Genomic DNA, 14,765 nt, shown 5'->3' with positions numbered 1-14,765 from the left:
CTCTTCCCTCCCTCCGGGTACTCCTTCGTCGCACCCTCCACTCAGTCCGGAGGCGGGCGGGCCGAGAACAACAATTAACTCAACCCGCGTTGTCTGTCCGACACCGCGCGTCGGTAATCTGACTGCTCGTCTCGCCTACGCGCTCGATCACTCTCAGAGAGGAGCCTTGTGCCCGCGCAGTCCAGCCCGCACGCGCTCCGGCCAACCACTCCGCTGTCGACGTCGCTGCAGGCCGTGGCGGACCTCACCGGTGCCACGCCGGTGGTCCCGGCATCCGCCGAGGTGACGATCACCGGCATCGAGCAACGATCCAACGCGGTGCGCTCCGGTGACCTGTTCGCCGCGCTACCCGGCGCGAACTCGCACGGCGCCCGATTCGCCGCCGACGCGATCGCGAACGGCGCGGTGGCCGTGTTCACCGATGCCGCGGGCGCCGAGCTGATCGGTGACGTCGCGGTACCCGTGCTGGTGCGCGAGCAGCCCCGCGCGGTACTGGGCGAACTCTCCGCCGAGATCTACGGCCACCCCAGTGATCGGCTGCGCATCGTCGGCATCACCGGCACCTCGGGCAAGACCACTACTTCGTATCTGGTGGAGGCCGGTCTGGCCGCGGCCGGACTGTCCACCGGGCTGATCGGCACCATCGAGACGCGGATCGGCGGGCAGCGGGTGCCGAGCGCGCTCACCACACCCGAGGCGCCGCAGCTGCACGCGATGTTCGCCGCGATGGTCGAGCAGGGTGTCGACGCGGTCGTGATGGAGGTGTCGAGCCACGCGCTCGCGCTGGGCCGGGTCGACGGTGTGCGGTTCGCGGTCGGCGCGTTCACCAACCTGTCGCAGGACCATCTCGACTTCCACAAAGACTTCGAGGACTACTTCGCCGCGAAACGTCGGCTGTTCGACGCGGATTCGCCGATCGCCGCGCGCACCGCGGTGATCTGCCTCGACGACGAATGGGGCACCCGCCTGGCCGGTGATCTGGTCGACCCCGTGACCGTGTCGACGACCGGCGCGGCTGTGTCCGATGGCGCCGCGACCGAGGGCCCTGCGGGGTCACGCTCCGCTACCGCCTTCGAGCCCGCCGATGGCGGCGCGACCTGGCGGGTCAGCGGTGACATCAAGACCACCGGCGGCGAACAGGAATTCACCGCCGCCGGACCCGACGGCGAACTGACGGTGCGCCTGCGCCTGCCCGGCCGCTACAACGTCGCCAACGCGCTCCTGGCCGTCGCGACCTGCGCCGCGGCCGGCGTCGATCCCGCCGTCGCGGCCCCGGCGCTCGCCGTCGTCGACGTGCCGGGCCGGATGCAGCGCGTCGAGCGCGGCCAGGATTTCCTCGCCGTCGTCGACTACGCGCACAAGCCCGCCGCCATCGAATCGGTCGTGACGACCCTGCGCGGCCACCTCGCCGAAGCCGGAGCAGGCAGGCTGGCCGTCGTGCTCGGCGCCGGTGGCGACCGCGATGTAGCCAAACGCCCGCTCATGGGCGCCGCGGCGGCACGCGCCGACCTGCTGATCGTCACCGACGACAACCCACGCACCGAGGACCCCGCGGCCATCAGGTCCGCCGTGGTGGCCGGTGCGCACGAACTCCCGGCCACCGACCGCGGCGAGATCCGCGAGATCGGTGACCGCGCGGCGGCCATCGCCGCCGCACTCGACTGGGCGCGTTCCGGCGACGTAGTGCTCGTCGCGGGTAAGGGCCACGAGGCGGGGCAGGAGATCAAGGGCGTCAAGCATCCCTTCGACGACCGCGAGGTGGTCGCGGTGGCGCTGGATGCCCTGCGGATACGACACAGTCCGCTCACGGACTCGGAGGACTTGACGGTTTCATGATCGAGATGACACTGCGGGAGATCGCGGACGTTGTCGGCGGCGAGCTGCACGACGTACCCGACCCCCAGGCACTGGTGACCGGTTCGGTCGAATTCGATTCGCGCCGAATCGGTTCCGGCGATCTGTTCCTCGCCCTGCCCGGGGCCAACTCCGACGGACACGACTACGCCGCGAAGGCGGTCGCCGCCGGAGCGGTCGCGGTACTCGCCGCCCGCCCGGTCGGCGTGCCCGCCATTGTCGTGGCACCCAGCCTCGGTGCAGTTCCGGGGACGTCGGTGGCGCTCAGCCACGATGACAGCCTCGGCTCCGGCGCGGCCGTGCTGGCCGCGCTGGCCGAGCTGGCGCGGGTCAGCACCGAGCGGCTGGCCGAGCGCACCGGTCTCACCGTCGTCGGCGTCACCGGGTCCTCCGGCAAGACCTCGACCAAGGATCTGCTGGCCGCCGTGCTGGCGCCGCTGGGTCCGGTCATCGCGCCGCCCGGCTCGTTCAACAGCGAACTCGGCCACCCGTGGACTGCCCTGCGCGCCGGTCTTGACACCAAGTTTCTCGCGCTCGAACTGTCGGCTCGCGGTGTCGGCCACATCGCCGCCGCGGCTCGCATCGCGCCGCCGCGGATCGGCGTCGTCCTCAATGTCGGCACCGCCCACCTCGGCGAATTCGGTAGCCGCGAGGCGATCGCGCAAGCCAAGGGCGAACTCGTCGAGGCACTGCCCGCCGAAGGGCTGGCCGTGCTCAACGCCGACGACCCGAACGTCTCGGCCATGGCATCGCGCACCAAGGCGCGCGTGGTGAAGGTCGGCCTGTCCGGCGATGCCGACATCCGCGCCACCGACGTGATCACCGACGACCAGGCCCGCGCCCACTTCACCCTGCACGTCGCGGGCGAATCGATCCCGATCCAGCTCGCGGTGCACGGGGAGCACCAGGTCGGCAACGCCCTGGCCGCCGCGGCCGTAGCCCTCGAATGTGGTGCCGATCTGGCGACCGTCGCCCAGGCGCTGTCCGGGGCCACCGCGGCCTCGGTCCGCCGGATGGATGTGACGACCACTCCCGCGGGCGTCACCGTCATCAACGACTCCTACAACGCGAACCCCGACTCGGTGCGCGCGGCGCTCAAGGCGCTGGTCACCCTCGCGAAGTCGAGCTCCGAACCCCGGCGCAGCTGGGCGGTGCTCGGCGAAATGGGCGAACTCGGTGACACCTCGGTGATCGAACACGACGCGATCGGGCGCCTGGCCGTACGCCTGGATGTCGACCGGTTGATCGTGGTCGGCACCGGACGACCCTCCCACGGCATGCACCAGGGAGCGGTGATGGAAGGCTCATGGGGCGAGGAATCGATCCTCGTTCCCGATATCGACGCGGCGATCGCGCTGCTCGACGACGAGATCGCCGCAGGCGATGTGGTACTGGTCAAGGCGTCGAAGGCGGTGGGCCTGTGGGCCGTCGCCGAGCACCTGACCGGGGCAGCGGAAGGTAATACAGCTCGATGAGTGAGCGTAGCGAACGAATCATGTGCGCAGCGGCCAAAGGCCTTACGGCGGAGCCGAGCGTTAGCGAGGTGCAGTCGTGAGGCAAATTCTGTTCGCGGCGGGGATCGCACTTGCGGTGTCGATCCTGTTGACGCCCTTGCTGGTTCGGGTGTTCGCCAGACAGGGCTTCGGCCAGGAGATCCGGGTCGACGGCCCGGCCAGTCACCAGGCCAAGCGCGGTACCCCCACCATGGGTGGTGTCGCGATCCTGATCGGCATGTGGGCGGGCTACCTCGGCTCGCATCTGATCGGTATCGGCTACGACGCGGAAGGCCCGACGGCGTCGGGTCTGCTCGTACTCGGGCTCACCACCGCCCTCGGCATCGTCGGGTTCCTCGACGACTTCATCAAGCTGCGCAAGCAGCGCAACCTCGGACTCTCGGCCGCGGGCAAGTACATCGGGCAGACCGCCGCGGCAGTCATCTTCGCGGTTCTCGCCCTACAATTCCGCAGTCCCGACGGGCTCACCCCCGCCAGCAAGCACCTGTCGTATGTGCGCGACTGGAACACGGTGTCGATGGGCGCGCTCATCTTCGTCGTCTGGGTGCTGTTCCTGGTCGTGGCCTGGTCCAACGCGGTCAACCTGACCGACGGCCTCGACGGTCTCGCGGCCGGTTCGATGAGCCTGCTGCTCGGCGCGTACGTGATCATCACCTTCTGGCAGTACCGCAATTCCTGCTCGACCAGTCCCGGCCCCGGCTGCTACGACGTGCGCGATCCCCTCGACCTCGCCCTGGTCTGCGCCGCCGCGGCCGCCGCGTGCATCGGCTTCCTCTGGTGGAACGCCGCGCCCGCGCGGATCTTCATGGGCGACACCGGTTCGCTGGCGCTGGGCGGCCTGATCGCCGGGCTGTCCATCACCACCCGCACCGAGCTGCTGATGGCCGTGATCGGCGCGCTGTTCGTCGCCGAGGCGGCATCGGTGATGCTGCAGGTGGCGGTGTATCGCACCACGCGCAATCGGTTGTTCAAGATGGCGCCGTTCCACCATCACTTCGAGTTGAGTAAGTGGGCCGAAACCACGGTGATCATCCGGTTCTGGATCTTGGCGGGCATCTCCGCCGCAGTGGGCCTCGGCCTGTTCTATAGCGAATATCTGTCACAGGTCGGGTGAGTAGAGACATGGTCGAACACTCGCCCCGCGCCCTGCGTTCCCCGGGCCCGATGCTCGAATTCCTGCGTGGCCGTGACGTTCTCGTCGCCGGTTGGGGCGTCTCCGGACGCTCGCTGATCGAACCGCTGCGCGATATCGGCGCCCACCCCGTTGTCACCGACAGCGGCGCCAAGGCGCTCGCCGAGGCCGCCGAACTCGGCCTCGAGATCGCCCCGAGCGTCGAACTCGAAAGCGCCGACCTGAGCCGGTTCGCGCTGGTGATCACCAGCCCTGGCTGGCGACCGGATTCGCCGGTGCTGGTCTCCGCGGTCACCGAGGGCGTGCCCGTCTGGGGTGACGTCGAATTCGCCTGGTGGGTCGATCAGGCCCGCATCTACGGTCCGGTCCGCAAGTGGCTGGTGATCACCGGCACCAACGGCAAGACCACCACCACCCAGATGACGCACTCGATCCTGCGCGCCGCCGGCATCTCCAGCGTGGCCTGCGGCAATATCGGCCTGCCGATCCTGGACGCACTGCGCCGCAACCCCGGTCCGCAGGTCCTCGCCGTCGAGCTGTCCTCGTTCCAGCTGCACTGGGCGCCGTCGGTGCGACCGGAGGCCGGTGTCGTGCTCAATGTCGCCGAGGACCACCTGGATTGGCACGGCGGCCTCGATGCCTACGCCGCCGCGAAGGCGCGCGCGCTGACCGGCCGCGTCGGCGTCGTCGGCCTCGACGACCCGGTCGCGGGCGCACTCGCCCGCAAAGCGAAGGCACGCCGCACAGTTGGCTTCCGCATCGGTGTCCCCGCCGACGGTGAGCTGGGTGTGGTCGACGGCAAGCTCCTCGACCGCGCCTTCACCAAGGCCGCGATCCTGGCCGAGACCAGCGACATCAGCCCGCCGGGACCCGCGGGCATCGCCGACGCGCTGGCCGCATCCGCGCTGACCAGGGCCATCGATGTGGCACCGCAGTTCGTCAAGGAAGGCCTCGCCGAGCACAAGGTGGGCCCGCACCGCACCGCGTTCGTCCGCGAACTGGGCGGTGTCGAGTTCATCGACGACTCCAAGGCCACCAACCCGCACGCCGCGCGCGCCGCGATCATGGCGCACCCGCACGTGGTGTGGGTGGCGGGCGGTCTGCTCAAGGGCGCCGGTGTCGACGATCTGATCGAAGAGATCGGTGACCGACTGGTCGGCGCGGTGCTGTTCGGGGCCGACGCGCCGGTGATCGCCGCCGCGATGACGCGACACGCACCCGAAGTCCCGGTCATCGAGCTGGATGCGGGAGACGATGCAGACATGGAGTCGTCGAGATCCCAGCGAGCCGAGGCGGTCATGGGCCGTGCGGTGCGCGCCGCGGCGGGTCTGGCTCGCGCCGGAGACACCGTCCTGCTCGCGCCGGCGGCCGCTTCCCTGGATATGTACGACGACTACACCCATCGCGGACGCTGTTTCGTGGATGCGGTGACGGCACTGGAAGACGGTGACATCGGGCGGGCGCTATGACGAAGGCGCGCCCGGCCGACCCGTCACCGCCCAAAAGGGGGCAACGTGGGTAAGAGCCGGGGCAGCGTGGACAGCGCGAGTACTACCCGCCGCGGTTCGGGGCAGCCGAACTGGGCGGGGGAGCGCTTCGGTGCGTGGTTGGCCCGGCCGCTCGCGTCGTTCCATCTGATCGTCACCATCGCGACCCTGCTCACCGTGCTCGGTCTGGTGATGGTGCTGTCGGCGTCGAGCGTCGAGTCCTATGCCGGTGGTGGTTCGGCCTACGCGCTGTTCATCCAGCAGGCGATGTTCGCCGCGCTCGGCGCTGTCGCGTTCTATGTGGCGCTGCGGCTGCCGCTCCGGTTCTTGCGCCAATGGTCGTTCCCGATCTTCAGCATCTCGGTGCTCGCGCTGGTATTGGTGCTCATTCCCGGCATCGGCTCGATTCACGGTGGCGCGCGTCGCTGGTTCGACATCGGCCCGCTGTCGATCCAGCCCTCCGAAGTCGTCAAGGTGACGCTGATCGTGTGGGGTGCGCACCTGCTCGCCTCGCGTCGGGGCGCCCAGCTCAAGGACATCCTGGTGCCGCTGGTTCCCGCCGGGCTGCTGGTGTGCCTGCTGGTGGTGCTCGAGCCGAACCTGTCGACCACCATCGCCCTCGGCATCGTGTTGATGGCGTTGCTGTGGTTCGGTGGGCTGCCGGTGCGATTGTTCGTCGGGATCATGGTGACCGGGCTGGTCGCCGCGTCGGTGCTGGCGTTGTCGGCCGGCTACCGCTCCGACCGGGTGCGTGCGTTCTTCAATCCTGGCGACGACCCGCAGGGGGTCAATTACCAAGCGCGCCAAGCCAAGTACTCCCTCGCCGACGGCGGCATCTGGGGCCGCGGCCTCGGGCAGAGCCGCGCGAAGTGGAGCTACCTGCCCAACTCGCACAACGACTTCATCTTCGCCATCATCGGTGAGGAACTCGGCTTCCTCGGCTGCATGCTGGTGCTGGCGCTGCTGGCCCTGTTCGTCTACGCGGGCATCCGCATCGCGCTGCGCTCGGTGGACCCGTTCCTGCGCCTGCTCACCGCCACCGCCACCACCTGGATCACCGCGCAGGCGCTGATCAACATCGGCTATGTCGTGGGTCTGCTGCCGGTGACCGGTCTGCAGTTGCCGTTGGTCTCGGCCGGTGGTTCGTCGCTGGCGATCACGCTGTTCATGTTCGGCATCATCGCCAGCGCCGCCCGGCACGAACCGGAGGCGGTCTCGGCGCTGAAGGCAGGCCAGGACGGCAGGCTCAGCAGACTGCTGCGGCTGCCGGTGCCCGAGGTGTACACCCCGCCCGCGCCACGCAAAGTCGCGCCGCGTGCCCGAACCGAACGCCCACGTCAGCCCCAGCGGCGCCAGCCGCCCGCCGACCGCAGGCGACGTGCGCCGGAGAGCCGCGGCACGAGTTCGCTACGGTCGACAAGAGCATGGGAACCGACCTACCCGATGCCACACCGCCCGGTGAAACGGCGGACCGGCGGAGGCGGCGGCGCATGACCACGCACGCTTTCGCGAGATCGATTCGATATAGAGAGAACGAGGTAGATCCAGGTGAGTAACCCGCGATCCGGGTTGTCGGTGATCGTCGCAGGCGGGGGAACCGCAGGCCACATCGAACCCGCGCTGGCTGTCGCCGACGCGCTGCGCAGACTCGACGACTCGATCCGGGTGACCGCCTTGGGTACCGAGCGTGGACTCGAGACGAAACTGGTGCCCGAACGTGGGTACCCCCTGGAACTGATCCCGCCGGTGCCGTTGCCGCGCAAGCCCTCCGCCGACCTGCTGCGACTGCCGGGCCGGGTACTCGCCTCGGTCAAGGCGACCAGAGCGGTGATCGACGACGTGCAGGCCGACGTGATCATCGGCTTCGGCGGGTACGTCGCACTGCCCGCGTACCTCGCCGCGCGCGGCGGGCTGTTCGGCCGCAAGCGCAAGGTGCCGGTGATCGTGCACGAGGCCAACGCGAAGGCAGGCATCGCCAACAAGGTCGGCGCGAAACTCGCCGCCACAGTGCTCGCCGCCGTTCCGGATTCGGGGCTGGCAGGCGCGCAGGTCGTCGGTATTCCGGTACGCGCCTCCATCACCGAGCTCGACCGTCCGGCCTTGCGGGCGCAGGCTCGCGCGCACTTCGGTCTGCCCGCCGAGGGACCGGTGCTGCTGGTGTTCGGTGGTTCGCAGGGTGCGCGCAGCCTCAACGAGGCCGTCTCCGGTGCCGCACCGCAACTCGCGGCCGCTGGTATCTCGGTGCTGCACGCGCACGGCCCCAAGAACAGTGTCGAGGTGAGCACCGCCGACGCGCCCGCACCGTATGTGGCGGTGCCCTACCTGTCGCGGATGGACCTGGCCTACGCCGCCGCCGACGCGGTGGTGTGCCGATCCGGTGCGATGACCGTGGCCGAGGTGTCGGCGGTGGGACTACCCGCCTTCTACGTGCCGCTGCCGCACGGCAACGGCGAACAGGAATTCAACGCCCGACCGGTGGTCGCGCAAGGTGGTGGCACAATTGTGGCCGACGCCGAGCTGACCCCGAAATACGTGATCGATGAGGTGATTCCGCTGCTGCTCGACCCCGCTCGACTCGCGCAGATGAGCCGCGCGGCCGCAGGCGCAGGCCATCGCGACGCTGCCGGCACGGTGGCCAGGATCGTCACCGAGGTCGCCCGATGAGCGAGCCGGAACAGGCGATCGGGGAGTCCACCGGCGCGGCCCTGCCACCCGAACTCGAACGCGTGCACATGGTCGGCATCGGCGGCGCCGGCATGTCCGGCATCGCGCGCATCCTGCTTTCCCGCGGCGGCAAGGTCTCCGGTTCCGATGCCCGTGAGAGCCGCGGTGTGCTGTCGCTGCGGGCCCGCGGCGCCGAGGTGCGCATCGGCCACGCCGCCGACGCACTCGACCTGCTGCCCGGCGGTCCTACGGTCGTCGTCACCACCTACGCCGCCATCCCGAAGACCAACCCGGAACTGGTCGAAGCGAATCGGCGCGACATCCCCGTGCTGATGCGCCCGACCGTGCTCGCCGCGCTGATGCGCGGGCACAAGACCCTGCTGGTCTCGGGCACCCACGGCAAGACCTCGACCACCTCGATGCTGATCGTCACGCTGCAGCACTGCGGTGCCGATCCGTCGTTCGCGGTCGGCGGCGAGCTCAACGAGGCGGGCACCAACGCCCACCACGGCAGCGGTGACATCTTCGTCGCCGAGGCCGACGAGTCCGACGGCTCACTGCTGCAATACGACCCCGACGTCGCCGTGGTCACCAATATCGAATCCGACCACCTCGACTACTTCGGCACCGACGAGGCCTACATCCAGGTCTTCGACGACTTCGCCGACCGGCTCGCCCCCGGCGGTCTGCTGGTGGTGTGCCTCGACGATCCCGGTTCGCTCGCGCTGGCCCAGCGGGTCGCACCGCGGATGTCCGAACGCGGGATCGCGGTCCTCGGTTACGGATCGGGCGATCTCACCGACGCGCCCGTGCCCGTCGGTGCGCGGCTGCTCGACTGGCAACCGCGTGATGTCGGCGGCATCGTCGAGTTCCAGCTCGACGGCGAAACCGCGCCGCGTTCGTTGCGACTGTCGGTGCCCGGCAGGCACATGGCGCTCAACGCGCTGGCGGCGCTGCTGGCCGCCCGCGCCACCGGCGCCGATATCGACGAGATCGTGGCCGGCCTGGAGGGATTCGGCGGCGTGCATCGCCGGTTCCAGTTCACCGGCCGGGAAAACGGCGTGCGTGTCTTCGACGATTACGCCCACCACCCCACCGAGGTTCGCGCCGTGCTCGAGGCCGCCGCGCAGCTCGTCGCCCAGGAGGCGCGCGACGGCGACCGCCTGCAGCGCGGCCGGGCGATCGTGGTGTTCCAGCCGCATCTGTACAGCCGCACCGCCACTTTCGCCACGGAGTTCGGCACCGCGTTGAGCCTGGCCGACGAGGTGGTCGTCCTCGACGTCTACGGCGCCCGTGAAGACCCGCTGCCCGGCGTCAACGGCGCGCTGGTCGCCCAGTCGGTGACCAAACCCGTGCACTACCAGCCGGATATGTCCAAGGTCGGCAAGCAGGTCGCCGCGCTCGCGGGCGACGGCGACGTCGTGATCACCATGGGTGCGGGCGATGTGACCATGCTCGGCAGCCAGATCCTCGACGGCCTGCGGGCCAGGCCGCAGCAGGGCGGCCGGTGAGATTGCCGATGCCCGCCGCGCGCGGGTGGCACGGCTACCGTCTCTGGACGGTGGTCGGGGTGGTCGTGGTGAGCCTGCTGGTGGCAGTGGCCTGGTTCACCCCGGCGCTGTCGGTGCGCACCGTGCGCATCGACGGCCTGTCGGCGGTGCCGGAGGTCGATGTGCGCGGGCGACTCGAAATTCCGGACGGCCGTTCGATGTTACGCATCGATACCACCGCGATCGCCCAGCGCGTGGCCGCGATCCCGAAGGTGCGCTCGGTCCGGGTGCAACGTAAATTCCCCTCGACAGTGCTGGTCACCGTCGTGGAGCGAACACCCGTGGTGTACTTCGAGGCACCGGACGGCGCCCACCTGATCGACGCCGAGAGCGTCGAATTCGCGATCGAGCCAGAACCGCCCATCGGGGTGCCGAAACTGCGCACCGAGGGCTCGTTCACCGGGTCAGCGGCGGCCAGGGCGGCGGTGGATGTGCTGGTCACCCTGCCTCCCGCCCTGTCGGTGCAGGTGGGTGAGGTTGTCGCACGGTCGATTTCGGACGTCTCGCTGAGCCTTCGCGATGGCAGGAAGGTAGTGTGGGGCGGCACGGACGACGGCGAGCGCAAAGCTGCCGTCGTGTTGCCGCTACTGACCCGTGAGGGGACCGTATTCGACGTTTCGAGTCCGAATCTGGTCACGGTAAAGTGAGCGACATTCTTTGTGGCACAAGATTCTGGCTCTCATCTCGGCGCGCCTGCGCCGGGATCGCAGTGGCTGCGAATAGCGTTCCGCAGCAGTCGGATACTTGACATAACGCCAACCCTATGGTTGAGGTTGAGGGTTTAAGATCGAAGGAAGGCGAGAGCCCATGACGCCCCCGCACAACTACCTTGCAGTGATCAAGGTCGTCGGTATCGGCGGCGGCGGCGTGAACGCCGTCAACCGAATGATCGAACAGGGACTCAAGGGAGTCGAGTTCATCGCGGTCAATACCGACGCGCAAGCCCTGCTGATGAGTGACGCCGACGTCAAACTCGATGTCGGTCGCGAACTCACCCGCGGCCTCGGTGCCGGAGCCGATCCGGAAGTCGGTCGCAAGGCCGCCGAGGACCACAAGGACGAGATCGAAGAGGTGCTCAAGGGCGCCGACATGGTCTTCGTCACGGCGGGCGAGGGTGGTGGCACCGGTACCGGTGGCGCCCCCGTCGTCGCCAGCATCGCCCGCAAGCTGGGCGCCCTGACTATAGGGGTCGTCACCCGGCCGTTCTCTTTCGAGGGCAAGCGGCGCGGGAACCAGGCCGAAGTAGGGATCAACCTACTTCGCGAGTCGTGCGACACCCTCATCGTCATTCCGAACGACCGGCTGCTGCAGCTGGGCGACGCGGCGGTGAGTCTGATGGACGCCTTCCGCTCCGCGGATGAGGTGCTGCTCAACGGTGTTCAGGGTATTACCGACCTGATCACCACCCCCGGCTTGATCAACGTCGACTTCGCCGACGTCAAGAGCGTGATGTCGGGTGCCGGATCGGCACTCATGGGCATCGGCTCGGCGCGTGGCGAGGGTCGTTCGGTGAAGGCGGCCGAGACGGCGATCAACTCGCCGCTGCTCGAGGCCTCCATGGATGGCGCGCACGGTGTGCTGCTCTCGATCGCGGGCGGCTCCGATCTGGGCCTGTTCGAGATCAACGAGGCGGCTTCGCTGGTACAGGAGGCGGCCCACATCGAGGCCAACATCATCTTCGGTACGGTCATCGACGATTCGCTCGGCGACGAGGTGCGCGTCACCGTCATCGCCGCGGGATTCGACGGTGGCGGCCCGTCGCGGCGCAATACCGAATCCAGCGCGGCCACGACGAGCCGGACCGGGGCGAACCCGATCGGTTCCGGCCGCGCGGGCGAGATCGGTCAGGGACGCACGTCCGAGGCGCCGTCGCGTCCCACCGAGCCCGCTACGGCCGGGGTGTCCAGTAGCCGGGCCGCGGCGCCGAATTACCGTGATACGGAGCGGTACCGGGAGTCGGAGCGTCAGCGGGTCACCGAGGCGGCCATGAACCGCGTCAACAACCCGGAAGTTCGCGAAGGCGACGATGACGACGAGATCAACGTCCCGGACTTCATGCGTCGATAAGCATTCGTCTGCGCGATAGCGCCCGAACTCCCATCGAGTTCGGGCGCTATCGCGTTATCCGGAAAACACGAGGCCGCCCATCGCCCCGTGACAGTTCGCACCGGGGTTGCCGACGTCACCCCGCGCGGTGACCGCGCGACCCCGTGACCGCACTACGCTCGAACTATGACTTCCGCACCTCCTACCGTGACCGTTCGCCGGGTGACCACCACCCGCGCCGGTGGCTTCTCCGCCGCGCCCTACGACTCGTTCAACCTGGGTGACCACGTCGGTGACGATCCGGAAGCTGTGCGCCGCAACAGGATCCGGCTGGCCGAAGGTATCGGCCTCGCTCCTGACCGGCTGGTGTGGATGGAGCAGGTGCACGGGCGCACCGTCGAGATCGTCGACGGGCCGCGCGCCGAACCGGTGCCGGTGACCGACGCGCTGGTCACGACCGTGCCGGGACTGGCGCTGGTGGTGCTCACCGCCGACTGCGTGCCGATCCTGCTCTCCGATGACGAGGCGGGCGTCATCGCCGCGGTCCACGCGGGCCGCATCGGCGCCCGGATCGGCATAGTGCCGCGAGTTCTCGACGCGATGGTCTCGGTCGGCGCCCGCATCGACCGCATCGGTGCCTTCCTCGGCCCCGCCGCCTCGGGTCGCCAGTACGAAGTCCCCGCCGCCATGCGCGCCGACGTCGAGGCCCACCTGCCCGGCAGCGCGACCACCACCGTCCGCAAAACCCCCGGGCTCGATCTGCGGGCGGGCATCCGCCGACAGCTCACCGAGGCGGGCGTCGGCGGAATCGCCGTTGACCCACGCTGCACCATCGAGGACAAAACCCTGTTCAGCCACCGCCGTGGCGCACCCACCGGCCGCATCGCCGGCGTGATCTGGATGGATCCCGCCGCATGACGACGGACACGATCCGCACCGCGGAGCTCTCGGCTCGTCTCGACGGTCTCCTCGCCCGCATCGACGCCGCCGTCGAATCCGCGGGTCGCCCGTCAGGTTCGGTCACTCTTCTCCCGGTGACCAAGTTCTTCCCCGCCACCGACGTCGCCATCCTGCACGCCCTCGGCCGACGCGAATTCGGCGAGTCCCGCGAGCAGGAAGCGTCCGCGAAGGTCGATCAGCTCGACTACAACGACGTCGAATGGCACATGATCGGCCGTTTACAACGCAACAAGGCACGCGCGGTAGCGCGGTGGGCGCACACCGTCGCTTCGGTCGACAGCGAACGCCTGGCAAACGCTCTCGACCGTGCCGCGCAGGACGCACTGGCAGCCGGCGAGCGTATCGCGCCGCTGCGGGTGCTGTTGCAGGTGAGCCTGGACACCGACCCCGGACGCGGGGGTGTCGCACCGGCCGATCTGCAAGCCCTGGCCGACCTGGTAGCGAAGGCGCCCGGCCTGCATCTGGCCGGTCTGATGGCGATTCCGCCCCTTGACGTCCCCAGTGATGTGTCGTTTGCGAATCTTGCGACATTGCACACTTCGCTGATGGCGCAACACGCCGGAGCCACCGAACTTTCTGCAGGTATGTCGGGTGATTTGGAGATTGCGGTCGAACACGGTTCGACGTGTGTGCGTGTCGGAACCGCCTTGATGGGCGCCCGGCCGATAACCTCGGCGTAGCAAAGAAACCTCATCAGTCACATTCGACACATACGATTGGGCTGAAGAGGCGCTGAGCAAGAACTTCAACACCCGGCCGCCACCGGGGCCGAAGGAAGGTCGACCAGATGAGTACCCTGCATAAGTTCAAGGCGTACTTCGGCATGGTTCCGCTCGATGAGTACGAAGACGACTATGTCGACGATCATGCCCCTCGCGGTGCCGAGGAGCGCGCGGGCCGCGCCCGTCCGCGCAGCTACGACCGTTATGCCGAAGACCGTTACGGCTCCGACCGTTTCTCCGACGAGGCCGACGACTTCCCACAGCCGGCTTACAAGTCGGCCTACCAGGCGCGTCGTGACGACTATGTCGCCGACACCTACGCCGACGATCGCTACGAGACGCCGCGTCGCCCCACCAGGATCGAAACGGCGCCGTCGTCGGGCCGGTCCTTCCGGGCAGGCGGTGTCGCACCCGGTATGCGCGGCTCCACTCGTGGTGCGCTCGCGGTCGATCCCGACGCCGAGGAGCGCAGGCTGGAGGAGCGCATGCGCCCCGAGCCCGCGCCCGCGCGGCGTCCTGGGATCTTCGAGGACGGAGGTCCCTTGTCCAAGATCACCACGCTGCGTCCGCGCGATTACAGCGAGGCCAGGATCATCGGTGAACGGTTCCGCGAAGGGAATCCGGTCATCATGGACCTGGTCGACCTGAGCAATGCCGATGCCAAAAGGCTGGTCGATTTCGCGGCCGGACTCGCTTTCGCGCTGCGTGGTTCGTTCGACAAGGTGGCGACGAAGGTGTTCCTGCTCTCACCGGCCGATGTCGACGTATCAGCGGAAGAACGCCGCCGCATCGCCGAAAACGGCTTCTACAACCAGAAATAGAGAACGCACACCCGA

General features: G+C 68.8%; 12 protein-coding genes. All 12 read left to right on the top strand.

Going from position 1 to position 14,765, the window contains the following annotated elements; translation table 11 throughout:
- Positions 1–168 precede the first annotated feature (168 nt).
- The 12 genes from ACFWO8_RS29665 to ACFWO8_RS29610 all read left to right on the top strand — a co-directional run bounded on the left by ACFWO8_RS29665 (position 169) and on the right by ACFWO8_RS29610 (position 14,750).
- Positions 169–1,836: a UDP-N-acetylmuramoyl-L-alanyl-D-glutamate--2,6-diaminopimelate ligase gene (locus tag ACFWO8_RS29665; protein ID WP_378969739.1), complete on the top strand. Its 1,668-nt coding sequence runs from the start codon at positions 169–171 to the stop codon at positions 1,834–1,836.
- Entirely contained in the window at positions 1,833–3,329 is a 1,497-nt protein-coding gene (gene murF, locus ACFWO8_RS29660; RefSeq protein ID WP_378969734.1) for a UDP-N-acetylmuramoyl-tripeptide--D-alanyl-D-alanine ligase, read from the top strand. Before ACFWO8_RS29665 ends, murF begins: the two co-directional genes overlap by 4 nt.
- Before the next feature lie 76 nt (positions 3,330–3,405).
- Positions 3,406–4,482 carry a phospho-N-acetylmuramoyl-pentapeptide-transferase gene (gene mraY / locus ACFWO8_RS29655; RefSeq protein WP_378969719.1) on the top strand — a complete coding sequence of 359 codons (1,077 nt, stop codon included), beginning with the start codon at positions 3,406–3,408 and terminating at the stop codon, positions 4,480–4,482.
- Positions 4,483–4,532: 50 nt separating this feature from the next.
- Positions 4,533–5,969: a UDP-N-acetylmuramoyl-L-alanine--D-glutamate ligase gene (gene murD, locus ACFWO8_RS29650; protein WP_378969986.1), complete on the top strand. Its 1,437-nt coding sequence runs from the start codon at positions 4,533–4,535 to the stop codon at positions 5,967–5,969.
- A gap of 66 nt (positions 5,970–6,035) precedes the next feature.
- The gene (gene ftsW, locus ACFWO8_RS29645; protein WP_378969977.1) at positions 6,036–7,481 is read left to right on the top strand and encodes a putative lipid II flippase FtsW; all 1,446 of its coding nucleotides are present in this window, start codon (positions 6,036–6,038) and stop codon (positions 7,479–7,481) included.
- A 54-nt stretch (positions 7,482–7,535) separates the two neighbouring features.
- The gene (gene murG / locus ACFWO8_RS29640; protein ID WP_378969714.1) at positions 7,536–8,651 is read left to right on the top strand and encodes an undecaprenyldiphospho-muramoylpentapeptide beta-N-acetylglucosaminyltransferase; all 1,116 of its coding nucleotides are present in this window, start codon (positions 7,536–7,538) and stop codon (positions 8,649–8,651) included.
- Positions 8,648–10,162, top strand: a complete 1,515-nt coding sequence (gene murC, locus ACFWO8_RS29635; RefSeq protein ID WP_378969709.1) for a UDP-N-acetylmuramate--L-alanine ligase — start codon at positions 8,648–8,650, stop codon at positions 10,160–10,162. The genes murG and murC overlap by 4 nt, the downstream gene beginning before the upstream one ends.
- A gap of 8 nt (positions 10,163–10,170) precedes the next feature.
- Complete coding sequence (locus ACFWO8_RS29630; RefSeq protein WP_378969968.1) at positions 10,171–10,848, top strand: cell division protein FtsQ/DivIB; 678 nt, start codon at positions 10,171–10,173, stop codon at positions 10,846–10,848.
- Positions 10,849–11,008: 160 nt separating this feature from the next.
- Positions 11,009–12,268, top strand: coding sequence for a cell division protein FtsZ (gene ftsZ / locus ACFWO8_RS29625; RefSeq protein WP_378969705.1), 1,260 nt, complete (start codon positions 11,009–11,011; stop codon positions 12,266–12,268).
- 165 nt (positions 12,269–12,433) lie between these two features.
- Positions 12,434–13,165 (top strand): peptidoglycan editing factor PgeF, encoded by a 732-nt coding sequence (gene pgeF / locus ACFWO8_RS29620; protein ID WP_378931898.1) that lies wholly within the window; start codon positions 12,434–12,436, stop codon positions 13,163–13,165.
- Positions 13,162–13,887, top strand: coding sequence for a YggS family pyridoxal phosphate-dependent enzyme (locus ACFWO8_RS29615; RefSeq protein ID WP_378969695.1), 726 nt, complete (start codon positions 13,162–13,164; stop codon positions 13,885–13,887). The genes pgeF and ACFWO8_RS29615 overlap by 4 nt, the downstream gene beginning before the upstream one ends.
- Positions 13,888–13,994: 107 nt before the next feature.
- The gene (locus tag ACFWO8_RS29610) at positions 13,995–14,750 is read left to right on the top strand and encodes a cell division protein SepF (protein WP_378969688.1); all 756 of its coding nucleotides are present in this window, start codon (positions 13,995–13,997) and stop codon (positions 14,748–14,750) included.
- Positions 14,751–14,765 lie beyond the last annotated feature (15 nt).

Source organism: Nocardia sp. NPDC058480, assembly GCF_042720495.1.
Lineage (GTDB): Bacteria > Actinomycetota > Actinomycetes > Mycobacteriales > Mycobacteriaceae > Nocardia.
This window is presented reverse-complemented; position numbering and strand designations above follow the sequence as displayed.

What these genes read in the sequence shown, in the direction of transcription:
- murD (WP_378969986.1), top strand. Translation starts at nt 4,533, where the DNA reads ATGCTCGAATTCCTGCGTGGCCGTGACGTTCTCGTCGCCGGTTGGGGC.
- pgeF (WP_378931898.1), top strand. Translation starts at nt 12,434, where the DNA reads ATGACTTCCGCACCTCCTACCGTGACCGTTCGCCGGGTGACCACCACC.
- ACFWO8_RS29630 (WP_378969968.1), top strand. Translation starts at nt 10,171, where the DNA reads ATGCCCGCCGCGCGCGGGTGGCACGGCTACCGTCTCTGGACGGTGGTC.
- ACFWO8_RS29615 (WP_378969695.1), top strand. Translation starts at nt 13,162, where the DNA reads ATGACGACGGACACGATCCGCACCGCGGAGCTCTCGGCTCGTCTCGAC.
- murF (WP_378969734.1), top strand. Translation starts at nt 1,833, where the DNA reads ATGATCGAGATGACACTGCGGGAGATCGCGGACGTTGTCGGCGGCGAG.
- murC (WP_378969709.1), top strand. Translation starts at nt 8,648, where the DNA reads ATGAGCGAGCCGGAACAGGCGATCGGGGAGTCCACCGGCGCGGCCCTG.
- ftsZ (WP_378969705.1), top strand. Translation starts at nt 11,009, where the DNA reads ATGACGCCCCCGCACAACTACCTTGCAGTGATCAAGGTCGTCGGTATC.
- ACFWO8_RS29610 (WP_378969688.1), top strand. Translation starts at nt 13,995, where the DNA reads ATGAGTACCCTGCATAAGTTCAAGGCGTACTTCGGCATGGTTCCGCTC.